The following is a 24,735-nucleotide window of genomic DNA, read 5'->3' as shown; positions in this document are numbered from 1 at the left end:
CTGGCCTGTTGCGGTGGTGCGGGGGAAGATCGGGGGAGGAAGCGCACGCCGCCGGATCGGTCCGGCGGCGCGGCGGGCCGGCTCAGCGCGGCCGGTTCAGCTGGTGGCCTGTGCCTGCGCGTTGGGACGCCAGGTGATCAGCTTGTTCTCGACCACGTCCAGCAGCGCGTCGATGACCAGCACGAAGGCGGCCAGGATGATGATGCCGGCGAACACACCCACGGCATTGAAGTTGCCCTCGGCCTGCGCGATCAGGTAACCCAGGCCCGCCGAGGCCCCGAGGTACTCACCGATGATCGCGCCGACCACCGCGAAACCCACCGAGGTGCGCAGCGAGGACAGGATCCAGCTCGCCGCTGCGGGGAAGTAGACATGGCGCAGCAGGTCGCTGCGGCTTGCGCCCAGGATGCGGGCATTGGCCAGCACCACCGGATTCACCTCGCGCACGCCCTGCATGGCATTGAAGAACGTGGTGAAGAACACCAGGGTGACCGCCAGCGCCACCTTCGACCACAGGCCCAGCCCCAGCCACAACACGAAAATCGGCGCCAGCACTACGCGCGGAATTGCGTTGAAGCCCTTGATGAAGGGATCGAGGATGCGCGCCGAGCGGCGGCTCAGGCCGAGCCAGACACCGCCGGCCACACCCAGGCCGGTGCCGATGATGTAGCCCAGCGCGGTTTCGGTCAGCGTGATGTAGACATGCTGATAGAACGACGTATCGGACAGCCAGGTCCAGGCCTGCTGCACGATGGCGGTTGGCGATGGGAAGAAGAACGGATCGATCACGCCCAGCGCGATGCCGCCTTCCCAGCCACCGAACACGGCAACCACCAGCGCGAGCTGGATGAATTTGTCAGTCTTGGCGTGCATAGCTCTTCTCCACTTCGCCGCGCAGGCAGGCCCAGATGTCGCGGTACAGGTCGGTGAAACGGTCATCCAGCTTGATCTCGGCCACGTTCCTCGGCCGTTCCAGATCCACATCGAAACTGCGCACCACGCGGCTGGCCGGGCCGGAGGACAGCACCACCACGCGGTCGCCCAGGGCGATCGCTTCTTCCAGGTCGTGGGTGATCAGGATCACCGAGCGCCGGTCTTCCTGCCACAACCGCAGCAGCTCGTTCTGCATGAGGTGGCGGGTATGGATGTCCAGCGCCGAGAACGGCTCATCCATCAGGATCACCTTCGGCTCGACGATCAACGCCTGGGCCATCTGCACGCGCTTGCGCTGGCCACCGGACAGCTGGTGCGGGTAGCGATGCTCGAAGCCGGCCAGGCCGACCTTGGCCAGCCAAGCGTTGGCCTTGGCCTTGCGTTGGGCCTCGGGCACACCACGGAAGCGCAGGCCGAGTTCAACATTCTGGTACGCGGTCTTCCACGGCAGCAGCGCGTCCTGCTGGAACAGGTAGCCGACCGACTCCTGCACGCCGCTGACGGCACGGCCATCGATGCTGACCTGGCCCGACGACGGCTTCAGCAGGCCCGCCACGGAATTGAGGATGGTGCTCTTGCCGCAGCCGGTCGGCCCGACGATGGCAAGGAACTCGCCGTCACCCACCTGGATGTCGACATCGCGTACGGCGGTGAATTCGCCGAAGGACATGGTCACCTTGTTGATGGCGACCATGGTCTGTGCAGGCTCCAGCTGCGGCGCGCCATTGAACTGGCGCACGGTGGCATTGAGGGCCATGGGTTACCTCCGCTTACGGTTGGGCAGCCGGCGCCGCAGCGTTGGCACGCTCGACGAAGGCATTGGTGTAGGTCCGGGACAGATCGATATCGGCCTTGGCGACATCCGTGTTGAACTCACGCAGCACCTTCAGCGGTGTTTCCAGATCGGCAGGCGTGAAGTGACCGTCCCGGGTGAAGATCGCGCGCGCGTTCTCCACTGCGCGGGCATAGGTGGCGCGGTCACCGGAGACGTAGCTGTCCGGCAGCGCAGCGACGATGTCTTCAGCACTGTTGTCGGCGATGAACTTCAAGGCCATCTGCTCGGCGCGGGCGATCTTCTCGGCCGCTTCGGGGCGCTTGTCCAGGAAGCTCTGGTTGGCGTACATCACCGAGGTCGGGTACAGGCCGCCATAGACCTGGCGGGCGCCGTCATCGCTGCGCGCGTCGAGGAGGATCCTGCCGACCTTGCGCTCGGTGATCAGGGTGGCGGCGGGATCATAGTTGACCAGCAGGTCGATCTTGCCCTGCTCCAGCGCGGCCACTGCTGCGGCGCCCGAGCCGACCCCGATCAATGAGATGCTGTCGGCCGGAATATCGTGCTGGGCGAGGAAGTGACGGACGAAGAAGTCGGACGAGGAGCCCGGTGCGGTGATCCCGACCTTCTGGCCCTTGATGGTCTCCGGGCGCGCCGGATCGAAGGTGGCATCCTCGCGGCCGGCCATCACCAGGCCGGAGTTGCGCGAGAGCAGTACGAAGGCCACCACGTCCTTGCCCTTGGCCTGCATCTGGATGGTGTGGTCGTAGAAGCCGACGGCTACGTCGGTGGAATTGGCCACCAGCGCCTGCAGCACCTTGGAGCCGCCCTGGGCGAAGTTCTCGGTCTTCACCTGCAGGCCGACGTCCTTGAAGTAGCCCTTGGCGTCGGCAATGAAGAACGGCAGGTTGTTGAGGTTGTAGGAGCCGACGCTGATGCGCACCGGTGCGTTGTCGCTGCTGCCGGCGGCCGCGCCTTCCACGCGCCCGCTGTTGCTGCATCCGGCCGCGGCCAGCCCGGCCACGCACAGCGCGGCCATCAAGAACTGCTTGTACATCATCCCTCCCAGGAGTGAAGCATCTACGTTGTAATGGCGGGCATGCGCGTCTACGCAGGCCCGTCCGGGTTCAGATCATGCCGCTGACGTCCATTGGCGGGCTTGGGTGGCACTGGCCGTGGCGGGCGCGGGCGAAGTCGCGTACACGCGCCCCTCGAACAAGCGGCGTGCGGTGCGGACCACGCTGGCAATCACCGGCGAATCGCCCGAGCTGCGACTGAGGCCCACCTCCAGGGCCCCACTCGGATGTTCGAGGGTAATGCTGCCGGGAACGGACCGGCATCCGACCAAAGTGTGGGCCAGCGTGCCCGGCGTGACGGCGGCGGTGGCCAGGCCGACCGCGCCGGTAATGGCCAGTGCGGTGTGGCATTGGTGCGGCATGAAATAGCGCACCTGCAGATCGCCGCCCTGTTGCGGCGCCGACAGCAGCACCGGCTTGGGAATGACCTTGTTGCCGGCGTCGGCGATGCCCATGCGGGCGCCCGCCTCGATGCGCAGCGCTTCCAGCCGGCGCATGAACGCCGCGTCCGCGTTCAGTTCGGCGGGCGAGGCATCACCGCGCACGCCCAGGTCTTCGGCACGCACCAGCATCATCGGCATGGCGCAGTCCACCAGGCTGGCCGGCACGCCATTGATGGTTTCCTGCGCATGCCCGCTGGGCAGCAGCTTGCCGGTGCGGGCGCCTGCCGCATCAAGGAAGGACAGCCTGACCGGCGCGGCTGAGCCCGGCGCGCCGGCAATGCGCGTATCACCGCGGTAGGCCACATTGCCGCCCGGCGTTTCCACCGTGGCGATGATCAACTTGCCGGTGTTGACGTTGTGGATGCGCACTTCGGTCTGCGGATCCTGCGCCTGCACCAGCCCGCGCTCGATGGCATACGGGCCTACGGCCGCCAGCATGTTGCCGCAGTTGGGCGAGGTATCCACCACTTGCTGCTCGACCCGTACCTGGGCGAACAGGTAGTCGACATCGGCGTCCGGGCGGCTGGAGCGGTCGATGATCGCCACCTTGCTGGTCAGCGCGTTGCCACCGCCGATGCCGTCGATCTGCAGCGGATGTCCCGAGCCCATCACTTCCAGCAGCAGGCGATCGCGTTCGGCGGTGTCCGCCGGCAGGTCGCTGGCCAGGAAGAACGGGCCCTTGGAGGTGCCGCCGCGCATGAGCACGCAGGGAATGCTGAGCAGATCGTTGGACATACGTGTGCTAGATTGATGCGTATAGGGGATGAATGAGCCCTCTGTGATTCGATACTGGCATGACCCCAATTGATCTGTGAATTGCTGATTTTTGGATGATTGATACCTGATGAGCATCAATTGCGAAATCCTCGATCTGCGTGCGTTCCTGCTGGTGTCGGAGACACGCAGCTTTCATCGGGCCGCGGAAATCCTTCACGTCTCCCAGCCGGCACTCAGCCGCCGGATCCAGAAACTGGAGCAGGCGGTGGGTTCGCCGCTGCTGGAGCGCACCACGCGCAGCGTCAGTACCACCGCTGTCGGCGAGAACCTGCTGCCGCTGGTGCGCCGCATGCTGGAGGAATTCGATGGATCACTGTTCTCGCTGCGCAGCCGCGAAGACACCCGCGGCGCGACAGTGACCATCGCCTGCCTGCCGACGGCGGCGTTCTACTTCCTGCCCAGCGTGATGGCGCGTTTCCATGAAGCGCACCCGAACGTGCGCTTCCGCATCCTGGATATCCCGGCCACGGAGGGTCTGCAGGCAGTGGAACGTGGCGAAGTCGAGTTCGGCATCAACTTCATGGGCGCCAACGATCCGAATCTCGATTTCGACGTACTGGCAGAGGACCCGTTCGTGCTGGCGTGCCGTCGCGATCATCCGCTGGCGCGCAAGCGCAAGGTGGAATGGGCCGACTTGGCCGAGCACCAGTTGATCACCGTGCATCGCACCAGCGGCAACCGCACGCTGCTGGACGGCGCGCTGGCGCGAGAGAACCTCAAGTTGAGCTGGCACTACGAAGTGACCCACCTGTCGACGTCACTGGGCATGGTCGAGGCGGGCATCGGGGTGTCGGTGCTACCGAAGATGGCCACGCCAGATGGGGATCACCCCACCCTGGTGACGCGCGCGATCGGCAACCCGGTGGTGTCGCGCACGATCGGCATCGTCCGCCGCCGCGGCGCCCTGCTCTCGCCCACGGCGGAGCGATTCCTGCAGATGCTGATGAGCCAGTGGCGTGGGGAGGCGTGAGCAATCCCGCAGTTCACGCACCCATCCGTTCCGGCACACGGGGCGCTGACAGGGTCGCCCTTCATGACGAGGCCGCGAAGATCGACGCAATACCTGCAAGCGATCCCACGGCCACCCATGAGAGCGTGGCGAATGCAGTCAGCAGTACCTTCCGGTGGACGGCCTGCGCTTCGTTCTGGGCCTCCGACCGTCGCGCATAGGGCCTGGAGAAACCCAGCAGTTCGCCGGTGACAGTCAACACCCCCATCAGGATCAGTGCGGTCACGCAGAAGCCGAACATGGAGCCTATGAAGGCCAGATGGCGGGTGTCGCCGATAGCCGGCTGAGTCCCGGCCAGGGCTTCCACAAGTTGCCCCGTCCACCGTGCGGGCAGCCAAGCCAGGGCTGCGACAATGCCGAAGTGACTGGCCACGTTGATCCAGAACCAGGATGTGGTCTTCATGACGTCAGCGTTTCCGGTGTTGGCCAGTGGCGGGCATCGTGACGCCTGCGCCAGCCCCGCGCAACGCTGCATGGGGAAGCCGGCCAGCGGCCGGCACTACCCGGGCGATCAGCCTGCGGTTTCCAGCCCCTTGCCTGCCGCATCCACCCGCAGCGAGGCCAGGTACCGGGCGTACTTGCCGACGAAGATGCCAGTGAACCCGCCCGTCAGCAGCAGGTAGGCCGCACGGAAACCGGCATGGGCGGTCAGCGACGGCGACACCGCAAATGCGACTTCGAAGCCGTACTTCACCAGGAAGGTGACCAGCAGCAGCGGCAGCAGGCTGAAGTCCGCGCTGCGCCAGAGCTTGCCGGTGCTGCGATCCAGCGTCAGCTTCAATCGACTCAGCAGCAGCCAGGCAAGCGTCGCGCCCGTGGCGATGCCGGCCAGCCATTCGCCGAAGGCGCTCAGCGACGCGCCGAAGCGATGGCTGACCGACCACGCACCCCAGACGGCGAACAGCGCGGGCACGACCGCCAGTTTGTGCAGCGAGGTTTCTGCAGGCTTCATGGCGGCGATGCCACGGGTGACCAGGAAGGCCAGGAGCAGCCAGACCCAGACCGGCGTCTGCGAGGCGAGTTGCTGGAGCATGTTCATGAGCGGTCCCCTTGATGAGTGGTGGCTGAGTGGTGGCGAGGTGCCCTCGCATTGGCGCTCACTATTCGCTTCCGCCCGGGTTGCAGCCAGTGACAGCTGTCAGCCATCGCGGATGACCCGCCGGCATGCTGCGCGTCCCCGGCAGCTGTCGGGGTGGATTCACCCGGTGCACCCTGCGCGGGCCGGCCCTCAGTCCGCGCTACCATCACCACGACGCCGCTGCGAGCCACGTGCATGTACCACGACCCTGTTCGACGTCGCCTGTGTGCGGCGCTGCTGGCCACTGGCTTCGGCCTGTCAGCACCGTCGGCGCTGGCGAGCCGGGCGACGTTGGCGGGATGCGGTTCGCTGACCGCATTGCTGCAGGCCGAACGGCAGCCTGGCATGGCGGCCGTTCTGGTCGATCACGGGCGCATTGCCGCGCTGTGCACGACCGGGCGGCTCAATGACACCCGGCCTGCACCGATTGATCGCCATACCGTGTTCGAACTGGGGTCGATCACCAAGCTGTTCACGGCCCTGCTGATTTTCCGGCTCCAGCAGCGGCATCTGCTCGACGTCACCGCGCCCATCGGCCAGTACGTGGAAGGGTTGCCTTCCGCATGGGCATCCACTTCGCTGCTGCAGCTGCTGAGCCATACCTCAGGCATTCCCAACTATCTGAATGAAGAAAATTTCCTGCGGTTGATGCCGACGAATCCAGCCCCCCGTGGATTGCTCGCAGAGGTGGCCGAGCGGCCGCTGGCGTTTGCGCCCGGTGCGCGGCACGCCTATTCCAATACGAACTACATCCTGCTCGGCCTGGCCATAGAGCATGCAACCGGCATGGACTACTGGCGGGTTCTGCAGGAGGAGATACTGTCGCCGCTGGGCATGCGCGATGCGGGACCGCGTCGTGCAGACGATCGGCGCCGGATTGCCCAGGGGCATCTGTTCCAGGATGGCCACTGGCGCGCACCACCGCCCACTGCTCCGGGCTCGGCATGGGCCGCCGGCGGCCTGCTCGCCAGCATCGACGACATGGCGCGCTTTGCTGTGGCGCTGGACCAGCATCGACTGTTGCCCGAGGCGGCCCTGAAGCGGATGTGGTGCGACACACTCCTCGCCAATGGCAGCAAGGCGGGCTGGGGGGCCGGCTGGGAAGTTTCCGATGGCGGAAAGGTAGTCGGCCATGGCGGCGGGACCGCAGGCTTTACCGGGTATCTCCGGCACCGTCCCACCGATCGAAGAACGCTCGTCGTACTGATCAATCGCGCCGGAGACATCAACCCGCAGGGCATTGCAGAGCGCCTCGACCTGGGCATGCGTCGCTGCAATGGGAGGCTTTCCAGGCCGGCGACTTCGCTGGATCAAGCCGGCACCCGGACAACGCGATCCATGCCATGACGCAGATCATCGGCGCTGGCTGATGGAAATGCGCCGCCGGTACTGCGCCACCCACTCCAGCGACGGCGCAACACCGCCGAACGGGAAGAAATGCGGGCTGACCTGGCCATGGGCGCGGGTCAGCCCCTTCACCAGGCGATCGACGAACACCTCCGGCCCTGCCGTGCCGAGCAGCCGGCCGATCGAGATGCCATACCGGGCCAGCATCGATGCACTGGCGCCTACGCCGCACATCGCGGCGTAGCGCAGCAGGCGAGAGACGCTGGCCGGGCCCGGCACGCCGACCAGCACCGGAACGCTGATGCCGCGCGCGCGCAGTGCATCCAGCCAGGCCAGCACGGCATCGGCATCGAAGGCGAACTGGGTGACGATCACAGGCGCCATGCGGCGCGCTTCGATGGCCTGGCACTTGCGTTCGAGTACCTGCCAGCGAGCGTCGCCGCTCATCGCCGGATGGCCTTCCGGATGCCCGCCGATACCTACGACCTTGATGCCGAAACGCTCAAGACGCCCGGTCTCGATGATCGAAGCACTGTCGGCAAACGGCCCGGCAGGCGTCGCGAGGTCACCGGCGATCAGCAGGCAGCGCTCCACCCCGGCTTCGCTGGTGGCGCGCTCCAGGAAGCGTTCAAGCGCTGTGCGTGACCCGATGCGCCGCGCGGAGAGATGCGGCATCGGCTCGAATCCGAGCGCGCGCACGGTGCGCACGGCGGCCAGGCGGGCGTCGTCATCCTCGCTGGCCAGCCAGGGAATGGAGATGACCGTACCGCGCGGGATCCGATCCGCCTCGGCGCGCAGCGCGGGCATGGCCTTCGCGCTGACTTCCAGTGAAAAGGCGTTGATGAAGGCTTCCGCGTGCGCTGAGGTACCGGCCGGCATCAGCGCGCCTCGCGTGCATTGCCGGCAAGCGGCGAGCTGTTGCGGGCCAGTTCGATGAAGGCCTGCAGGTAGTCGATACCGGTATCGGCCTCGCGCGCGCCCAGGTAGATCTGCTTGGGGATGCCCTTGGCGCCCAGGCGCACGGGCACCACGTCCATGCGCGTGGCGTACTCCTCCACCAGCCAGCGCGGCATGGCAGCCACGCCGCGGCCGCTGGCCACCATCTGCATCATGATGTCGGTGGTTTCGATGGCCTTGTGGCGCCGCGGCGTGATGCCGGCCGGCAGCAGGAACTGGTTGTAGATGTCCAGGCGCTCGAACGGCACCGGATAACTGATCAGCACTTCCTGGCCGAGCTGGCGCGGTTTTACGTGGTCCACCTTGGCCAGGGCATGGTTCCCGGCCACCACCAGCACCTGTTCGTAGTCGAACACGGGAATGAACTTCAGGCCCGGCTTCAGCAGCGGGTCGGGGGTAACCAGCAGGTCGATCTCGTAGCCGAACAATGCGCCGATACCGCCGAACTGGAACTTCTGCTTGACGTCCACATCCACGTCCGGCCATGCCGCCAGGTAGGGCGAGACAATCTTCAGCAGCCACTGGTAGCAGGGATGGCACTCCATGCCGATGCGCAGCGCGCCACGCTCGCCCTGCGCGAACTGGCGCAGGCGCTCCTCGGCCAGGTCCAGCTGCGGCAGCACCCGGTTGGCCACTGCCAGCAGGTACTGTCCGGCCTGGGTCAGCCGCAGGCTGCGACCCTCACGCAGCCAGACCTCGGTACCCAGCTGCTGCTCCAGCTTCTTCATGCTGTGGCTGAGCGCCGACTGGGTCAGGTTGAGCACGCCGGCGGCGGCGGTGAGCGAGCCCTGCTGCTCGACCTGCTGCACGATGCTGAGGTGGATGCGCTCCAGCATGACGATGAATCTCACTCATGGATAGGTGAAGTAATACCATTTTACGTCATGGAAAGGCATGACTAGGATCGGGTCATGCCTTCATCCCACCGCCCTCTCCGTATCGTCGCCGTGTCCGGCGGACTGCAGCGCCCCTCGCGGGCCACCCTCCTGGCCGAGCATCTGCTGGGCGTGATCGGCAACGACGTCCATTGCGAACACCATCTGATCGAGCTCGGCGAGCTCGCCCCGCAGCTGGCCGGCGCCCTGTGGCGCTCACAATTGCCCGAGGCTGTCGAGCGCCAGCTGCTTGCCGTCGAGCAGGCCGATGTCCTCGTGGTGAGCACGCCGGTCTATCGCGGCTCGTACACCGGGCTGTTCAAGCATTTCTTCGACTTCATCCACCAGGATGCGCTGGTCGACACCCCCATCCTGCTGGCCGCGACCGGCGGCAGCGAGCGCCATGCGCTGGTGATCGATCACCAGCTGCGGCCGCTCTTCAGCTTCTTCCAGGCCCGCACCCTGCCGCTGGGCGTCTATGCCACCGACCGCGATTTCGCCGACGGCCGCGTGCGCAACGAACCGCTGATCGAGCGCGCTCGACTGGCGGTCCACCGAGCCATGCCACTGCTGGCCCTGGCCCGCCATCCCGTCGCCGCCCTCGAGGCTGCCGCAGCACCCTGAATGCCGGATGCCCTCGCCCGCATCCGGATGTCACCCCGCATCACGGAACGCCGCCCATGACGAACGACACCTTCACCTTCAGCATCACGCGCATCCCCTTCAACGAGGACTACCAGCCCGCCGAGGGCACGCGCATCACCACCAATTTCGCCAATCTGGCGCGCGGCGCTTCCCGGCGGGAAAACCTGCGCAACACCCTCAGCATGATCAACAACCGCTTCAACGACCTGGCGCACTGGGACAACCCGAGCGCCGATCGTTATGCCGTCGAGCTGGACATCATCTCGGTGGAGATGCACATCGACGGCGCCGACGGCAACGATCCGTTTCCGTTGATCGAGGTGCTGCAACCGACCATCGTCGACACGCGGACCGGCGCGCGTACCGAAGGCATCGTCGGCAACAATTTCTCGTCCTACGTGCGTGACTATGATTTCAGCGTGGTGCTGCCGGCCAGCAACGAGGGCAAGGCCACCTTCGGTCTTCCGGAAGGCTTTGGCGACCTGCATGGCAAGCTGTTCAAGCACTTCCTGGGATCGGGCGCCTACCGCGCCAGCTTCCGCAAGGGGCCGGTGATCTGCATCAGCGTCTCCAGCAGCAGGACCTACCACCGCACCGAGAATCATCACCCCATCCTGGGCGTGGAGTACCGGCAGGGCGAGTTCTCCGCCACCGACCACTACTTCGACAAGATGGGCCTGCAGGTACGTTACTTCATGCCGCCGGGCAGCGTCGCGCCGCTGGCGTTCTACTTCCAGGGCGACCTGCTGGGCGACTACTCGAACCTGGAGCTGATCGGCACCATCAGCACGATGGAAGCGTTCCAGAAGATCTACCGCCCGGAGATCTACAACGCCAATTCCGTGGCCGGCAAGGTCTACCAGCCCAGCCTGAAGCACCAGGATTACTCGTCCACCCGCATCGTCTACGACCGCGAAGAGCGCAGCCAGCTGGCGGTCAAGCAGGGCCGGTTCACCGAAGAGCACTTCATCAAGCCGTACCGCGCCGTGCTTGAGCAGTGGGCTGCGCGCTGATCCATCGATTTCCCCTTCGCATTCCAGGACAACCCGACACCGATGAAGAAACTGCTCCCCACCTCCACCGCCGGCAGCCTGCCAAAGCCGTCCTGGCTGGCAGAACCCGAAAAGCTCTGGTCGCCCTGGAAGCTGCAGGACGAAGGCCTGGCTGAAGGCAAGCAGGATGCGCTGCGCCTGTCGCTGCAGGAACAGCAACACGCGGGCATCGACATCGTCAGCGACGGTGAGCAGACCCGGCAGCACTTCGTCACTACCTTCATCGAGCATCTCAGCGGCGTTGACTTCGAAAAGCGCGAAACCGTGCGCATCCGTAACCGCTACGATGCCAGCGTGCCCACCGTGGTCGGCGCCGTGAGCCGTCCGAAGCCGGTGTTCGTGGAGGATGCGAAGTTCCTGCGCCGCCAGACTGCGCAGCCGATCAAGTGGGCGCTGCCCGGCCCGATGACGATGATCGACACGCTGTACGACGCCCACTACAGGAACCGGGAAAAGCTGGCCTGGGAGTTCGCGAAGATCCTCAACGAGGAAGCGAAGGAGCTGGAAGCGGCCGGCGTGGACATCATCCAGTTCGATGAGCCGGCCTTCAATGTGTTCTTCGACGAAGTGAACGACTGGGGCGTGGCCGCCCTGGAGCGCGCGATCGAAGGGCTGACGTGCGAGACAGCCGTGCACATCTGCTACGGTTACGGGATCAAGGCCAACACCGACTGGAAGCAGACGCTGGGATCGGAATGGCGCCAGTACGAGGAATCGTTCCCGAAACTGCGGGCCTCCAGCCTCGACATCATTTCGCTGGAATGCCATAACTCGCACGTGCCGATCGACCTGATCGAGCTGGTCCGTGGCAAGAAGGTGATGGTAGGCGCGATCGACGTGGCCTCGAGCGCGGTGGAAACACCGGAAGAAGTGGCCGACACCCTGCGCAGGGCGCTGCAGTTCGTGGATGCCGACAAGCTTTACCCCAGCACCAACTGCGGCATGGCGCCGCTGGCCCGCACCGTGGCCAGGGGCAAGCTGCGCGCGCTCAGCGAAGGGGCCAGGATCGTGCGTGAGGAGCTTTCGGCGTAGCGCTTGCCAGGGCTGTGGCCGTCCTGCCGGGTACCGACCACGCCTGACACGTTAACTGCCCCAAGGGCCTGGCAGGCTGCCGCAGTGCGAGCGCCTGCTTGATGCGTGCCACCTCCCCTGTCCCGGCCTCGGCCAGGCGGCGCGCCTGCTGGCGCTGCTCCCGTGTGAGCGGCGGCGGCCGCGCCGCGCCTGCCGAAGGCGCGGCGCCCACAAGACAGGCGACCGCGTCGCGCAGCCGCAACCGGGGGCAAAGCCGAGCCGCGCACCAGCGCTCGGCATAGCGCCGGGCTTGCCGCGCATTCACCGCGTGCACCACCTTGGCCGGGGACATCCTGCGTGCATCCAGGTACACCTGGAAGCCGAGCACTGCGTGCGGGACGATGCTGGCCACGATGCGGCCGCTCCACCATAGATCCCAGCGCTCACCGCGTTGCACCCAGCCGGAGGACGCGGGGACTGCCGGGAGACCGCGAAGATCGGAGAAGGAATGCATGCAGGAAGGATACGGGCTGCCGTCGCAAGGGATGAGATTCGAATGGGCACGTAGCCGCGGCTGTGAATCGTTCAATGGAAACGCAACGGTGCAGTATGGTCGCTGCCCTCTCGGCACCGGCATGCATCATTGGCATGACACATCACCGGCGATCACCCGCCGGCATGCTCAACGATGCAACAGCCATTACCCCCGGCGCTGGCCAGGTCGCGGCACGCAGACGCTCGGCCGGTGTCCGCTCCGTCGTTCAGATCCGCGTCGTGGCCAGGAACCGTTCACGATCCTGCTGCGTGCGCCGGCGGATCTCCTCCAGCGCCTGGCTTTCGGTCGCCTGCAGCATGGCCTCGAACAGGCGCTGGAAGTGATGGCGCATCGCATTGCGCGCGGCCACCGGATCACGTGCGCGCAATGCTTCGAAGATGGCCATGTGCTCGTCGGCACGGCTGGCGCCATCATCATGGCAGACCCGCGCATAGACTTCGGTTACCCGCGGCAACTCGCTGCGCATGCGCCAGATCTGCTGCACGAAGAACTCCACCACCGGGTTGCCGGAAAGGCGCGCGATGGTCAGGTGGAAGCGGCGGTCGTACTCGCCGGCTTCCGCGTCGCTCAGGTCGCGACGGCACAGCGCTTCGGCCAACGCCTGAAGCTCGGCAATGCCGGCATCATCCAGATTGCTTGCCGCCAGAGCGGCGGCCTCGGCCTCGAATACCGCGCGGGCAGCGGTGAGGTCGAAGGCGCTGACATCCGGCAGCCCGCCGGACGCCTGCGTCGGGCGCGGCTTCACGTGCACGCCCGAACCGATACGGATTGCAATCCAGCCCTGTGCCTCCAGTGCAATCTCCGCTTCGCGGATGGTGACCCGGCTGACGCCAAACCGTTCGGCCAGCTCGCGCTCGCCCGGCAGCCGCGAGCCCGGCGGGAATTCGCCGTCCTCGATCAGCTTGCGGAGCTTGGCAGCGATGGTCTGGTAAAGGCGGTTGGCGGACATGCGGCTGACCCTTGGCAATTCAATTCCTTCCGGGTCCCTGCCCTGCCACCGCGGCCGGCGAGGGTCCGGTTGGAGCGACGGCGCGGCCACTGGCCGCGCCGCCCTGTTCAGAACTTGTATCGTACACCGAAATACGCACGCCGCCCGTAGGTCACTACTTCGCGGAAGTTCCCATAAAGCGGCTGGTAGGCCACGCGCGGCTCGTTGGTCAGGTTCATCAACTCCAGCGACAGCGACAACTGCTTGTTCACCCGGTAGCGCAGGCGCAGGTCCACGCTGGTGTTGTCATCGTAGTAGCGGTTCTGCTGCGCGGCGTTGCCGGTGAAGTCCTGGTAGTAGTGCGAGCGGAACTTGCCGATGGCCTGGATGTTGAAGCGCCCGACGTCCCAGTAGATCGAGCCGGACAGGACGTGCCGCGAGAAGCCGCTGAGACCGGCCGGCGGCACGATCGCCGGAATGATCGTGCCATCACCGGCCAACTGCTCACCCAGCCGTGAATCCTGGGTCTGGTAGTCGGCATCGGCATAGTTGTAGCTGACCTTGAAGCCCAGCCCGTCGAACGGCTTGGGCAGGTAAGACAGTCGATGGGTGGCGGTCAGCTCGAAGCCGGTCAGCGTACTGTCCTCGTCGGTGGTTACCTGCTGCCGCACCGGCACGGTCACGCTCCGGCCGTCGATGGTGTAGGTCTCAGGCACCAGCGCGGTGGCGGTGCCGCCGTTGAACTGCTTCCAGTACACCGCGCCGGCCAGCATCGTGTCCGGGTTCGGGTACCACTCCAGGGAGAGGTCACCGTTCCAGGACATCAGCGGCTGCGCAGCGGGGTTGCCGCTGGCACTGATGTCATCCAGCGCGTCGGCCAGATTGCCGTAGGTGGCATCACTACTGACGTTGATGGTGCGCCCGGCGCCCAGCGCGGCGATGTCCGGCCGTGACATAGCGCGGTATGCACCGACCCGCAGCAGTACGTCCGGGCGCAGTTCGAAGGCCGCGTTGAGGCTGGGCAGCAGCTTGTCGTTGCCCGCCTTGAACACCTGCGTGCTGTACGCACCGGTGGGTTGCAGGCGGATCGTGCCGTCACCGTTGTCCTCGATACGCAGCCCCGTACGCACGCCTTCAGAGCGAACGTCGGTCTTGACCCAGCGCAGGCCCAGGTTGCCGGTCACCGGCAAGCCGAACAGGCTGCTGCTGAACTCACCCATCAGATAGAGCGCGCGTGTCTTCTCGGTGATATCGACATTGTTCGGATCCTGGAAACCCGGATCCAACCCACTGTCGAGGCTGCCACGGAACGACTGGTACAGGCAGTCCGGAACGAAGTACGCCCACGAGGAGATCGTGTTGCCGCTGGCGGCATCCATGAAGTCATCCTGCGGGAACGGCGCACGGCAGGCCTGGTTGGCGGCGATGATCTTCGCCTTGTCGGCCGCCACGCGCTGGTCGTAGTCGGTTACCAGGGTGTTGTCGCGCAGGCGGTAGTCGGCCTGGCTGGCACGCACGCCGCCCTTGATGCGGGTGAAGAAACCGGACTCGGGCATGAAGCTGGCATCGAAGCGGCCGGCCCTGATCCTGTGGTCGTTCTCCGTTGCGCTGGACGTGACGCGCGCCGCGCCGGTGTAGGCGTCCCAGTTGTTGGGGTCGAAGCTCGGCGCCAGCGCAACACTGGGCACTTCGCCGCGCCAGTCCCAGTCATAGTCCACGTAGCCGGTGGCACCACTGCTGATGCCCGGCACGATAGCATTGTTGACGTCGCGCTGGTTGGCGCGCAGGCGGGTCATGCGCTCGCTGTCGAGGCGATTGGTGTGCGAGTACGAAAGATCGGTGGACAGTTCCCAGGCCGGGGTCGGTCGCAGGATCAGGTTCAGGCCACCCCCGGTGTATTCCTCGCCACGCCAGTAGCGGTTTGAGGTGGAATCAATCGAGGTGCTGCCATGCAGGTGGCGCACGATGCCGTCCTCGTCCACCTCGCGCCGGGTGATGCCACGGCGGGCGTTGGACAGGCTCAGGTCGCTGCGGTTCTCGTACCAGTTGCGCTCGGTGTGTTCGAAGTCGAGGTTCACTTCAACCACGTCATTGGGCCGCCACTGCAATGCGGCGAACTCGCTCTGCCGGTCGTTGCGCTCCTGCTTGAGCCGGTAGATGCGGCTGCTGGGCACCAGGTAATAAGGTGCGCCGTTGGCGATGGCCTGCGCGGACACTTCATTGCAGTTGGCATTGCTCACGTTCTGCGTGCCATCGCAGGCATACCAGGTGGAACCGCTGGTGATGCTCTCTTCCGGGTCGGTGCCATCCAGGCGCTGGAAGCCCAGCGAGATGCCCAGCTTCTGCCCGTTGCCGAACTCGAACTGGTCGATGTAGCTGGCGGTACCGCGATAGCCGATGCCGTCGTCGTCGCGGTACTTCTTGTCATACTCGGCCCAGCTGCCGCGCAGGTCCAGCTGCGCCGCACGCTTGCCGTACTCCAGTGGGCGCACTGTTTCCAGGCCGATGGTGCCAGCCACGCCGCCTTCGATGATGTCGGCACGCTGGGTCTTGTAGATGGCCACCGTGTTGATCAGCTCGGCCGGGAACATGTTGAAGTTCACCGAGCGGTCGCCGCTGCCATTGGTGATTTCGCGGCCGTTGAAGTTGGCGCTGCTTAGGAAGGCGCCCAGGCCACGGATCGAGATCTCCGACGCACCGGTCTTGTCGCGGGTCGAGGCGGCACCGGTCAGGGTCTCGATCGCGTCGGCCAGCGACGGCGCCGGCAGGTCGCCGATGTCATCTGCGGAAAGCACGTCTGCGATGACCGTGTCGTCGCGCTTCTTGTTGATCGAACTCTGCATCGATTCGCGGATGCCGGTGACCTGCACCTGGTCCAGCGTGGTGGGATCCTGCCCTGCCGCGTCCTTGCCGGATTGCGCGTGGGCAGCGGGCAGGCCAGCCAATGCGGCAAGCAGCGCCACGATCAGGGGTGTAGGGGACAACGAGATGCTGTGCACTGCTCCGGCGGGTCGCCGCATGGTTTCCTCCTCCCAAAGGATCGCCTGCATGCCAGGCGTGGGACGCAGCTTCGGCACGGCGACATGAAAATGTCAACCAATTGGTATGCGATTGTTCAAATGCCTTTTATCCATACCAGTTGATCGCAATTTAATGTGCTCATGCAGCATGACTTTGCGCGAAAGCTGGCTTACAACAGACCTGAAAGTGGTATGCAGGCCCACCCTGAAACGACGGCCCGGCCGTCCCTGGAAGGATTTCATGCGCATTCACTCGCTGGCGCGTCACCGATCCAATGGTTCATGGCTATTTTGCCTGACCACTGGTCTGGCAATGTGCCTGACCACTCCAGCAGCAAGTGCAGCCAGCTGGCTCGTCCACGATGTCGCGGAGTTCGCTACCGCCGCCTCGGCGCTGCAGCCCGGCGATGAGATCGTGCTGGCTGACGGCACCTGGACCGACGCCCGGCTGCTGCTGAAGGGCCAAGGCACGGCGGATGCCCCGATCGTGCTGCGCGCGCAGACCGCCGGCAAGGTCATCTTCAGCGGGCGCTCGGACCTGCGCCTGGCGGGGAGCTACCTGCAGGTGTCCAACCTGGTGTTCCGCAGCGGCTATGCGCCGGGTGATGCGGTGGTGGCATTCCGCGAGTCGAGCAAGGCCGTCGCCAGCAACAGCCGCGTCACCGGCCTGGTGATCGACGACTACACCAACCCCGATGCCAGCGACCAGGACTACTGGGTGTCGCTGTATGGCAGCCACAATCGGTTGGACCACAGCCAGCTGCGCGGCAAGACCAATGCGGGACCCACAGTCGTGGTGGTGCGCGATGCAACCCAGGGCCTGGACAACCAGCACCGCATCGACCACAACTGGTTCGGGCCGCGCCCGGCGCTGGGCGTCAATGGCGGCGAAACCCTCCGCGTCGGCACCAGCGATAGCTCACTGAGCGATTCCAACAGCACGGTGGAGAACAACTGGTTCGAAGGCTGCGACGGCGAGACCGAGATCATCAGCAACAAGTCCGGCGGCAACACCTACCGCGGCAACGTGTTCTATCGTTCCGCCGGAGCACTCACCCTGCGCCACGGCAATGGCAACCGGGTGATCGACAATGTCTTCCTCGGCGATGACAAGGCCGGCACCGGCGGCGTACGCATCATCAACGCCGACCAGACCGTCAGCAACAATTACTTCGAGCGGCTGGCCGGGTCCAGCAACCGTTCGGCACTGGCGGTGATGGATGCGCAGGCCAATCCGCCGCTGTCAGGCTATGCGCCGGTGGTGAATGCCACGATCAGCCGCAACACCTTCGTGGACGTGGCGAAGATCAGTTTCGGTGTCGGCCATGATGAGGCGAAGGGCATCGTGGTGGCCGCCAGCAACAGCCGCTTCACCGGCAACCTGATCGTCAACCGCGACAACCGGAATCCGCCCACTGCCGCCAGTTCGCTGGCCGGCATCGACTTCAGCGGCAACGTGCAGTCGCCGGCAGCCAGCACCGTGTTCCCGGGAGGCGTAGAGAGCCGTGGTGTCAGCCTGCAGCAGGCTGATAGCGGATTGTGGGTTGCCACGCCTGCCCTGCCCGCCGTGGGCGCCGATCCTGCCTTGACGATGACCGCACGCGAGGCGACCGGCGTCGACTGGTATCCCAAGGTGGGCGAAGCCACCCTCTCACGCACCCGCACTGGAGTTGATCGATGAGGTTGCAGCCGCTGTTCGTTTCCTTGGCTTTGGCGCCCCCTTCGCCCTGCTGCCGAGCGCATCGCTGTTCGCATCCCCCACTGCTGCCGTGCGACAGGCCGATGCCGCGCCGGTGCTGGTCACCGCCGCACAATGGCAGCAGATGGCCAGCGAAGGCCGCCGCTACCCGTGGTTTGCCAAAGAGCAGGCACGCACCGAAGCAACGCTGAAGAAGATGATGAAGGCCGGCATCGACGTGCCGGTACCGAAGGACAAGGGCGGCGGCCGCACCCACGAACAGCACAAGCGCAACTACCAGGCGCTGCTGGCGGCAGGCACGCTGTACCGGCTGACCGGCGACAGGGCCTACGTGGACTATGCGCGCGACATGCTGCTGCAGTATGCCCAGCTCTACCCGACGCTGGGCCCGCACCCGGAAGGCCGTGGGCAGATCCCCGGGCGCGTGTTCTGGCAGGTGCTCAACGATTCGGTATGGCTGGTCAACGCCATCCAGGGCTACGACGCGATCCGCGACGCGCTGTCCGCCAACGACCGCAACACCATCGAATCGAAGGTGTTCCGGCCAATGGCCGAGTTCCTCGTCAGCGAGCCGAAGAACTACGACCAGATCCACAACCACGCCACCTGGGCGGTGGCCGCCACCGGCATGACCGGCTACGTGCTGCGCGACCCTGAGCTGGTGGAGAAATCCCTGCGCGGCAGCCGGAAGGACGATCAATTCGGCTTTCTTCGGCAGATCGACCTGCTGTTCTCGCCCGATGGTTACTACGAGGAAGGCCCCTACTACCAGCGCTATGCACTGGCGCCGTTCCTGCTGTTCGCCAATGCCATCGAACGCAACGAACCGCAGCGGAAGATCTTCGCGCGCCGCGACGGCGTGCTGTTGAAGGCCGTGGATGTGCTGGTGCAGTCCAGCTACAACGGCTTGTTCTTCCCGATCAACGACGCCATCCTGGACAAGGGCATCGACACCGAAGAGCTGGTGGCCGGCATCGGCATCGCCTATGCGCGTACCGGTGACGACCGCCTGCTGTCCGTGGCCCAGCAGCAGAAGCGCCTGCTCTTGTCGCCCGAGGGCCTGCAGGTGGCGCAGGCGCTGGCGGCGAACAAGACCAGGCCCTTCGACTATCGGCCGATGCTGCTGCGCGATGGCCCCGACGGCGATCGCGGCGGCCTGGCGATCCTGCGCATGAACGGCGAACGCGGCCAGGCGCTGGTGCAGAAGGACACGATGCAGGGCATGGGCCATGGCCACTTCGACAAGCTCAACTGGCTGTTCTACGACAACGGCAATCCAGTGGTGACCGACTACGGCGCGGCCCGCTTCCTCAACGTGGAAGCCAAGCGCGGCGGCATCTACCTGGCCGAGAACCGCAGCTGGGCCAAGCAGACCGTGGCGCACAACACCCTGGTGGTGGACGAGCAGAGCCACTTCAAGGGCGACTGGAAACGCGGCGAGGAACACGCGCCGCAGGTGCGCTTCTTCCAGGCCGATGCCGATACCCAGATTGCCTCGGCAACGATGCGCGACGCCTACCCCGGCGTGGTGTTCACCCGCACCCAGGCGCTGCTGCGCCATCCCGACCTGGGCCTGCCGGTCGCGCTGGACCTGCTGCAGGTGCACGGCGGCAAGGCCGCGCGCTACGACCTGCCGCTGCACTTCAACGGCCACATCGTCACCACCGGCTTCGAAGCCGAACACTTCCCCGCCCAGCGCCCGGTGCTGGGCAAGGACAACGGCTACCAGCACCTGTGGCTGGATGCACGCAGCAAACCCGGCAGCGAGCCGCGGTCGCTGACATGGCTGCTGGACGGGCGCTTCTACACCTACCGCTTCGGCAGCAGTGCGCCGGCACAGGCGCTGCTGGTGGAAAGCGGCGCGAACGATCCGGAATTCAACCTGCGCCGCGAACCGGCCCTGCTGCAGCGCGTGGACGGACAGAAGGACGTGACCTTCTTCAGCGTGCTGGAGCCGCACGGCGAGTACAACGGCACCGCCGAATACGTGCACGGCGCGGACAGCCGCATCAAGGACATCGTGCGCAGCCGGGGCAACGATGCCGAGGTGATCGAGCTGCGCCTGGCCAGCGGTGCACGCATCGCCCTCGGCGTGGCCGACGACAGCAGCGCCAAGGGCGAGCACAGCGTGAGCGTGGACGGCCATGCCTACCGCTGGAGCGGCAGCCATGCACGCATGGACCGCAGCAAGGTTGACGGCAAATGAACGGCCCTGCGGTGGTGGCCAACCTGCGCAAGGTGCCGCTACGGTCGGCCGTGCGCTGGCTGATCGTGGGCCTGATCGCCGTGGCCACGGTGATCAACTACATCGACCGCAACGCACTGGCGGTAATGTGGCCGGAAATCGCCAGGGAAGTGGGCGCCACCAAGGATGACTACGCCCTGCTGGTGACGGTGTTCATGCTGTTCTACGCCGCTGGCCAGTTCCTGTTCGGGCGCCTGTTCGACATGATCGGCACGCGCCTGGGTTTCGCCCTGTCGATCAGCGTGTGGTCGATCTCCATCGCCCTGCACGCGATCACCCATTCGATGCTCTCCTTCAGCCTGGTGCGGGCGATGCTCGGCATCAGCGAAGCCGGGGCGTGGCCGGGCGCGGTCAAGGCCAATGCCGAGTGGTTCCCGGCGCGCGAGCGCGCATTGGCGCAAGGCGTGTTCAACGCCGGCGCGTCGATCGGCGCGATCGTTTCCGCGCCGGCCATCGCCGGCCTCTACCTGTGGCTGGGCTGGCGCGGCACCTTCGTGCTGGTCGGTGCGATCGGCTTCCTGTGGCTGCTGCCATGGCTGTTTGTCTACCGCGCCGGGCCGGACAAGCATCCGTGGGTGAGCGATGCCGAGCGCCGGTTGATCCAGGAAGACCAGGCCGGGCAGCAGGCAGAGGTGGCACCGAAGGCCAGCGTTCGTGAGCTGCTGGCCCACCGGCAGAGCTGGGGCATGCTCGCCTGCCGCTTCCTCCTGGACCCGATCTGGTGGTTGTTCGTGTCCTGGCTGCCGATCTACCTGGCCGAAACCTTCGGCTTCGACATCAAGCAGATCGGCCTGTTCGCCTGGGTGCCGTTCGTTGGCGCGATGCTGGGCAGCCTCAGCGGCGGTTGGCTGTCCGGGCGGATGATCCGCGCCGGGCACAGCGTGGACCGCGCCCGCAAGCTGGCCATCACGCTGGGCTGCGTGATCATGGCCCCTGCCCTGCTGGCTGCCGTGCTGGCCAACCAGCCGCTACTGGCGGTGCTGGCAATCGCTGCGGTGCTGTTCGGCTTCCAGGTGGCCATCGGCAACATCCAGACCCTGCCGGGCGACCTGTTCGACGGCCGCTCGGTGGGCACGCTGGCAGGCCTGGGTGGCCTGGCCGCCGTGGCCGGCACCTTGATCACCACCTGGCTGGTGCCGGTGCTGACCCGCCACTCCTATGCGCCGATCTTCATCCTCGTCGCCGCCCTGGTGCCGCTGTCGCTGGCCGCGCTGTGGTGGTGGACCGGCCCGATCCACAAGCTCGACCGCCGCGCCGGCTGAGCCTGCATCTCTCTTCAATTCCCCCGCAAACCAAGGAGTTTTCCGCATGTCGTTCCAGGACAAGGTGGCCATTGTCACCGGCGGTGGCCGCGATATCGGTCGCGCCGTTTCGATCAAGCTGGCTGCCGCCGGTGCACGCGTCTGCATCAACTACGCCAATGATGAAGCCAGTGCCCAGGAAACGCTGGCACAGATCCGTGCGGCCGGTGGCCAGGCCATCGTGCACCGTGCCGACGTCACCGACGCCACGGCCGTCGCCGGCCTGGTCGCTGCGGCACAGGCCGCGTTCGGCGAGCGCATCGACCTGCTGGTGAACGTGGCCGGTGGCATGGTGCAGCGCCGGCCGCTGGCCGACATCGACCCGGCGTTCTTCCACACCGTGATGGACCTGAACCTCACCTCGACCTACCTGACCACGCACGCGGTGGTGCCGCACATGCGCGAAGGCGCGGCCATCGTCAACTTCGCCTCGCAGGCCGGTCGTGATGGTGGCGGCCCGGGCGCATCGATCTACGCCACCGCCAAGGCGGCGGTGATGACCTTCACCCGCGCCATGGCCAAGGAGCTGGGGCCGAAGGGTATCCGGGTGAACGCACTGTGCTGCGGCATGATCGCCACCCGCTTCCACGATGAATTCACCAAGCCGGAAGTACGCACGGCCGTTGCCGGCGCCACCCCGTTGCGCCGGCAGGGTGCGCCGGACGAAGCCGCTGACGCCGCTGTATTCCTGGCCTCGGATGCGGCGGCGTTCATTACCGGTGCGAATCTGGACGTCAACGGCGGCACCTACTTCTCCTGACTGGAATCCTGCCCATGCAGCGCTGGACACTTCTGTTTTCATTGACGCTCTGCTCCGCCATGACGGCGCCCGCTGCGTGGGCCGCACCCGTGTGGGTCACTGCCTGGACGGCCGCGCCCGCGCCCGACCGCAAGGACGGAACGTCCGATGCGCCGGTTCAGTTCGCCGCGCAGACCGTGCGCCAGGACATGCGTGTCGGCAGCCGTGGCGATGCGCTGCGGCTGCGCATCAGCAACGAGCTCGGCACGGCGCCGCTGCGGGTCGAGGACCTGCGCGTGGGAGTGAAGAACGGCAAGGCCGCACCGCTGCCGGTAACGGTGGATGGCCGCGCGGTCATCGAGGTGCCGGTCGGAGCCGCGCTGCTGAGCGACCCGGTGCGGATGCCGGTGGCGGCGCTGCAGGAGATCAGCGTGAGTGCCTATTTCCCGCAGCCCACCCGCCCCGCCGTGCGCCGCACCGAGCTGCGGGTCGCAGATGGCAGGCAGACAGCCGTCGCCGACAGCGTGCGGCTGAGCTACCAGCAGAACGTGTTCTCGGCAGTGATGGTGCAGCGTGAAGATCGTCCCCAGGTAATCGTGGCGCTGGGCGATTCCATCACGGAAGGCGCCACCGCACGCCGCGGCACCTTCAACCAGTGGCCGGAGCGATTGGCGCAGCGCCTGCAGCAGGCCTGCCCGAACCGGTTCGTGGTACTCAACCAGGGCATCAGCGGCAACAAACTGCTTGACCATGGCCGCAGCCACAGCGCCCTGTCACGATTGGATCGCGATGTGATCGCGGTGGCCGACGCCGATCAGGTGATCCTGTTCGAAGGCATCAATGACATCCGCCACGGCGGTGGCGCGCAGCCGCTGCCTGGACGCAGTGCGGCGGACATGCTGCTGGGCTATCAACAGGTTGCGGCGCGGCTGCATGCGCACGGCATCCGCGCTTGGCTGGGTACGTTGACCCCGTTCGGCGGTTCCGAGCGCTACGAGCCCGTGTCCGCCGCCACCCGCACCACGATCAACCAGTGGGCACGCGGCGGCAACAGCGGCTTCGATGGCATCATCGATTTCGACGCCGCGCTGCGTGACCCGAAGGCAGCCGAATCGCTGCCCAACGAGATCACCCGCGACCATCTGCACCCCAACGACGAGGGCTACCGGCGCATGGCCGATGCCATCGATCTGCGCATGCTGGGCTGCACTACCCCCGAGTGAGAGAGAACCGATGAGCCACGTCGTTTGTTTCGGTGAGTTGCTGCTGCGCCTGGGCGCGCCCGGTCGTGAACTGCTGCTGCAGACGCCGCAGCTGCAGGTTCATGTGGGAGGTGCCGAGGCCAATGTGGCGGTCTCGCTGGCCAGCCTGGGCCACGATGTGCAGATGGCCAGCACTGTGCCCGGCAACGCGCTGGGCCGGCATGCCGTGGCCGAGCTGCGGCGGCATGGCGTGGGCGTGGCCGCCGTGCGTGAAGTGGCGGGTGACCGCATGGGCCTGTACTTCCTGGCGACCGGTGCGGTGCAGCGCGCCAGTGAAGTGGTGTATGACCGCGCCGGTTCTGCATTCGCAAACAGCAATGCCAGTGACCATGCGTGGCCCGCCCTGCTGTCCGGCGCGCACCTGTTGCATGTCTCGGGCGTGAGTCCGGCGCTGGGCGCCAACGTGGCCGAGTCGGTGCTGGGTGCGGTGCGTGCGGCTCGCGCGGCCGGTGTGCAGGTGTCCTTCGACGGCAATTATCGTCCGTCACTGTGGCGACGCTGGGATGGCGACGCAGCGGCGATCCTGCGCGAGGTCTTCGCCGAGGCCGACATTGTCTTTGCCGATCATCGGGACATCGAACTGGTGCTGGGGCTGCACTTCGCGCAGGACGATGCGGTCGCCCGAACCGAGGCCGCTGCGGCCGCTGCCTTTGCCGCGTTCCCGCACCTGCGGTGGCTGGCCTGCACCCAGCGCGAGGTGATCAGCGCCGACCATCACGTGCTCGGCGCGCTGCTGCTGGGGCGCGATGGAACCCGCGCGCAGGCTCCTCCGAGGCCGCTGCCCGGCACCGTTGATCGCATCGGCGGTGGCGATGCCTTTGCCGCCGGCATCCTGCACGGATTGCTGTCCGGGCTGGACGCAGAAAGCACCGTGCGCTTCGGACTGGCCGCAGGCGCGTTGAAGCACGCCATTCCCGGCGACTTCAGCCCTGCCCGCGAAGCTGAAGTCCGGGCACTGATGGAGAGCCACCCGTTCGACGTCCGTCGCTGATCTCCCCCCGGGAGAATCC

The 24,735-nt window shown here is 66.2% G+C and carries 20 protein-coding genes and 1 pseudogene; 11 read left to right on the top strand and 10 right to left on the bottom strand.

Features of this window, described 5'->3' with window-relative positions; all coding sequences use genetic code 11:
• Nucleotides 1-96 precede the first annotated feature (96 nt).
• The 4 genes from ACTXG9_RS01150 to ACTXG9_RS01135 form a co-directional block, all read right to left on the bottom strand.
• Entirely contained in the window at nt 97-873 is a 777-nt protein-coding gene (locus ACTXG9_RS01150) for an ABC transporter permease (RefSeq protein WP_005409726.1), read from the bottom strand.
• A complete protein-coding gene (locus ACTXG9_RS01145; protein ID WP_134729225.1) occupies nt 857-1,690 on the bottom strand; it encodes an ABC transporter ATP-binding protein in 834 nt (277 codons plus the stop codon). Before ACTXG9_RS01145 ends, ACTXG9_RS01150 begins: the two co-directional genes overlap by 17 nt.
• Nucleotides 1,691-1,703: 13 nt before the next feature.
• On the bottom strand, nt 1,704-2,762 hold the full coding sequence (locus ACTXG9_RS01140) for an ABC transporter substrate-binding protein (RefSeq protein WP_111098466.1): 1,059 nt from the start codon (nt 2,760-2,762) through the stop codon (nt 1,704-1,706).
• Nucleotides 2,763-2,837: 75 nt separating this feature from the next.
• Nucleotides 2,838-3,959, bottom strand: coding sequence for a 4-oxalomesaconate tautomerase (locus ACTXG9_RS01135; RefSeq protein ID WP_019659747.1), 1,122 nt, complete (start codon nt 3,957-3,959; stop codon nt 2,838-2,840).
• A 109-nt stretch (nt 3,960-4,068) separates the two neighbouring features.
• Between ACTXG9_RS01135 and ACTXG9_RS01130 the strand changes: the two genes are divergently transcribed.
• Complete coding sequence (locus tag ACTXG9_RS01130; RefSeq protein ID WP_456115484.1) at nt 4,069-4,971, top strand: LysR substrate-binding domain-containing protein; 903 nt, start codon at nt 4,069-4,071, stop codon at nt 4,969-4,971.
• A 61-nt stretch (nt 4,972-5,032) separates the two neighbouring features.
• Here ACTXG9_RS01130 and ACTXG9_RS01125 read toward each other — a convergent pair whose 3' ends face one another.
• Both ACTXG9_RS01125 and ACTXG9_RS01120 read right to left on the bottom strand, forming a co-directional pair.
• Nucleotides 5,033-5,413, bottom strand: coding sequence for a hypothetical protein (locus ACTXG9_RS01125; RefSeq protein WP_019337724.1), 381 nt, complete (start codon nt 5,411-5,413; stop codon nt 5,033-5,035).
• 108 nt (nt 5,414-5,521) lie between these two features.
• Nucleotides 5,522-6,049 (bottom strand): DUF6622 family protein, encoded by a 528-nt coding sequence (locus ACTXG9_RS01120; protein ID WP_197575022.1) that lies wholly within the window; start codon nt 6,047-6,049, stop codon nt 5,522-5,524.
• A 234-nt stretch (nt 6,050-6,283) separates the two neighbouring features.
• Between ACTXG9_RS01120 and ACTXG9_RS01115 the strand changes: the two genes are divergently transcribed.
• Nucleotides 6,284-7,435: a serine hydrolase domain-containing protein gene (locus tag ACTXG9_RS01115; protein WP_134734819.1), complete on the top strand. Its 1,152-nt coding sequence runs from the start codon at nt 6,284-6,286 to the stop codon at nt 7,433-7,435.
• A gap of 6 nt (nt 7,436-7,441) precedes the next feature.
• On the opposite strand, the gene ACTXG9_RS01110 is transcribed toward ACTXG9_RS01115, so the two are convergent.
• Nucleotides 7,442-8,314, bottom strand: coding sequence for a methylenetetrahydrofolate reductase (locus tag ACTXG9_RS01110; RefSeq protein ID WP_329858959.1), 873 nt, complete (start codon nt 8,312-8,314; stop codon nt 7,442-7,444).
• Nucleotides 8,314-9,228, bottom strand: a complete 915-nt coding sequence (locus ACTXG9_RS01105) for a LysR family transcriptional regulator (RefSeq protein WP_021202382.1) — start codon at nt 9,226-9,228, stop codon at nt 8,314-8,316. The genes ACTXG9_RS01110 and ACTXG9_RS01105 overlap by 1 nt, the downstream gene beginning before the upstream one ends.
• Before the next feature lie 75 nt (nt 9,229-9,303).
• On the opposite strand from ACTXG9_RS01105, the gene msuE reads away from it, so the two are divergent.
• From msuE to ACTXG9_RS01090, 3 genes are read left to right on the top strand one after another with little or no spacing between them, the layout of a single operon-like run.
• The gene (gene msuE / locus ACTXG9_RS01100; protein WP_021202381.1) at nt 9,304-9,891 is read left to right on the top strand and encodes an FMN reductase; all 588 of its coding nucleotides are present in this window, start codon (nt 9,304-9,306) and stop codon (nt 9,889-9,891) included.
• A 56-nt stretch (nt 9,892-9,947) separates the two neighbouring features.
• Complete coding sequence (locus ACTXG9_RS01095; RefSeq protein ID WP_021202380.1) at nt 9,948-10,925, top strand: DUF1852 domain-containing protein; 978 nt, start codon at nt 9,948-9,950, stop codon at nt 10,923-10,925.
• Between the two features lie 42 nt (nt 10,926-10,967).
• The gene (locus tag ACTXG9_RS01090; RefSeq protein WP_188249885.1) at nt 10,968-11,996 is read left to right on the top strand and encodes a methionine synthase; all 1,029 of its coding nucleotides are present in this window, start codon (nt 10,968-10,970) and stop codon (nt 11,994-11,996) included.
• A gap of 740 nt (nt 11,997-12,736) precedes the next feature.
• On the opposite strand, the gene ACTXG9_RS01085 is transcribed toward ACTXG9_RS01090, so the two are convergent.
• Together ACTXG9_RS01085 and ACTXG9_RS01080 are read right to left on the bottom strand one after the other, a co-directional pair.
• Nucleotides 12,737-13,480: a FadR/GntR family transcriptional regulator gene (locus tag ACTXG9_RS01085; protein ID WP_021202377.1), complete on the bottom strand. Its 744-nt coding sequence runs from the start codon at nt 13,478-13,480 to the stop codon at nt 12,737-12,739.
• Between the two features lie 107 nt (nt 13,481-13,587).
• Nucleotides 13,588-16,479, bottom strand: coding sequence for a TonB-dependent receptor (locus ACTXG9_RS01080; protein WP_456115483.1), 2,892 nt, complete (start codon nt 16,477-16,479; stop codon nt 13,588-13,590).
• Nucleotides 16,480-16,720: 241 nt separating this feature from the next.
• Here ACTXG9_RS01080 and ACTXG9_RS01075 point away from each other — a divergent pair, with 241 nt between their 5' ends.
• From ACTXG9_RS01075 to ACTXG9_RS01050, 6 genes and pseudogenes are all read left to right on the top strand, one after another.
• Nucleotides 16,721-18,160 (top strand): polysaccharide lyase 6 family protein, encoded by a 1,440-nt coding sequence (locus ACTXG9_RS01075; protein ID WP_134729217.1) that lies wholly within the window; start codon nt 16,721-16,723, stop codon nt 18,158-18,160.
• Nucleotides 18,157-20,384, top strand: a pseudogene (locus ACTXG9_RS01070) (oligoalginate lyase). The gene ACTXG9_RS01075 and the pseudogene ACTXG9_RS01070 overlap by 4 nt, the downstream one beginning before the upstream one ends.
• Nucleotides 20,381-21,685 carry an MFS transporter gene (locus tag ACTXG9_RS01065; protein ID WP_021202373.1) on the top strand — a complete coding sequence of 435 codons (1,305 nt, stop codon included), beginning with the start codon at nt 20,381-20,383 and terminating at the stop codon, nt 21,683-21,685. Before ACTXG9_RS01070 ends, ACTXG9_RS01065 begins: the two are co-directional and overlap by 4 nt.
• Before the next feature lie 46 nt (nt 21,686-21,731).
• Nucleotides 21,732-22,484, top strand: a complete 753-nt coding sequence (locus ACTXG9_RS01060) for an SDR family NAD(P)-dependent oxidoreductase (protein WP_021202372.1) — start codon at nt 21,732-21,734, stop codon at nt 22,482-22,484.
• Nucleotides 22,485-22,498: 14 nt separating this feature from the next.
• Entirely contained in the window at nt 22,499-23,686 is a 1,188-nt protein-coding gene (locus ACTXG9_RS01055) for a GDSL-type esterase/lipase family protein (RefSeq protein ID WP_031269477.1), read from the top strand.
• Nucleotides 23,687-23,696: 10 nt separating this feature from the next.
• Nucleotides 23,697-24,716 carry a sugar kinase gene (locus tag ACTXG9_RS01050; protein WP_021202370.1) on the top strand — a complete coding sequence of 340 codons (1,020 nt, stop codon included), beginning with the start codon at nt 23,697-23,699 and terminating at the stop codon, nt 24,714-24,716.
• Nucleotides 24,717-24,735 lie beyond the last annotated feature (19 nt).

The sequence above is a fragment of the Stenotrophomonas maltophilia group sp. LNF247 genome (assembly GCF_054083135.1).
Note: the sequence above shows the minus strand (reverse complement) of the source record. Positions and strands in the feature narration are given on the sequence as shown.

Excerpts from the sequence above, each read along its gene's own strand:
- ACTXG9_RS01150 (WP_005409726.1), bottom strand. The coding sequence starts at position 873 with ATGCACGCCAAGACTGACAAATTCATCCAGCTCGCGCTGGTGGTTGCC.
- ACTXG9_RS01145 (WP_134729225.1), bottom strand. The coding sequence starts at position 1,690 with ATGGCCCTCAATGCCACCGTGCGCCAGTTCAATGGCGCGCCGCAGCTG.
- ACTXG9_RS01140 (WP_111098466.1), bottom strand. The coding sequence starts at position 2,762 with ATGTACAAGCAGTTCTTGATGGCCGCGCTGTGCGTGGCCGGGCTGGCC.
- ACTXG9_RS01135 (WP_019659747.1), bottom strand. The coding sequence starts at position 3,959 with ATGTCCAACGATCTGCTCAGCATTCCCTGCGTGCTCATGCGCGGCGGC.
- ACTXG9_RS01130 (WP_456115484.1), top strand. The coding sequence starts at position 4,069 with ATGAGCATCAATTGCGAAATCCTCGATCTGCGTGCGTTCCTGCTGGTG.
- ACTXG9_RS01125 (WP_019337724.1), bottom strand. The coding sequence starts at position 5,413 with ATGAAGACCACATCCTGGTTCTGGATCAACGTGGCCAGTCACTTCGGC.
- ACTXG9_RS01120 (WP_197575022.1), bottom strand. The coding sequence starts at position 6,049 with ATGAACATGCTCCAGCAACTCGCCTCGCAGACGCCGGTCTGGGTCTGG.
- ACTXG9_RS01115 (WP_134734819.1), top strand. The coding sequence starts at position 6,284 with ATGTACCACGACCCTGTTCGACGTCGCCTGTGTGCGGCGCTGCTGGCC.
- ACTXG9_RS01110 (WP_329858959.1), bottom strand. The coding sequence starts at position 8,314 with ATGCCGGCCGGTACCTCAGCGCACGCGGAAGCCTTCATCAACGCCTTT.
- ACTXG9_RS01105 (WP_021202382.1), bottom strand. The coding sequence starts at position 9,228 with ATGCTGGAGCGCATCCACCTCAGCATCGTGCAGCAGGTCGAGCAGCAG.
- msuE (WP_021202381.1), top strand. The coding sequence starts at position 9,304 with ATGCCTTCATCCCACCGCCCTCTCCGTATCGTCGCCGTGTCCGGCGGA.
- ACTXG9_RS01095 (WP_021202380.1), top strand. The coding sequence starts at position 9,948 with ATGACGAACGACACCTTCACCTTCAGCATCACGCGCATCCCCTTCAAC.
- ACTXG9_RS01090 (WP_188249885.1), top strand. The coding sequence starts at position 10,968 with ATGAAGAAACTGCTCCCCACCTCCACCGCCGGCAGCCTGCCAAAGCCG.
- ACTXG9_RS01085 (WP_021202377.1), bottom strand. The coding sequence starts at position 13,480 with ATGTCCGCCAACCGCCTTTACCAGACCATCGCTGCCAAGCTCCGCAAG.
- ACTXG9_RS01080 (WP_456115483.1), bottom strand. The coding sequence starts at position 16,479 with ATGCGGCGACCCGCCGGAGCAGTGCACAGCATCTCGTTGTCCCCTACA.
- ACTXG9_RS01075 (WP_134729217.1), top strand. The coding sequence starts at position 16,721 with ATGCGCATTCACTCGCTGGCGCGTCACCGATCCAATGGTTCATGGCTA.
- ACTXG9_RS01065 (WP_021202373.1), top strand. The coding sequence starts at position 20,381 with ATGAACGGCCCTGCGGTGGTGGCCAACCTGCGCAAGGTGCCGCTACGG.
- ACTXG9_RS01060 (WP_021202372.1), top strand. The coding sequence starts at position 21,732 with ATGTCGTTCCAGGACAAGGTGGCCATTGTCACCGGCGGTGGCCGCGAT.
- ACTXG9_RS01055 (WP_031269477.1), top strand. The coding sequence starts at position 22,499 with ATGCAGCGCTGGACACTTCTGTTTTCATTGACGCTCTGCTCCGCCATG.
- ACTXG9_RS01050 (WP_021202370.1), top strand. The coding sequence starts at position 23,697 with ATGAGCCACGTCGTTTGTTTCGGTGAGTTGCTGCTGCGCCTGGGCGCG.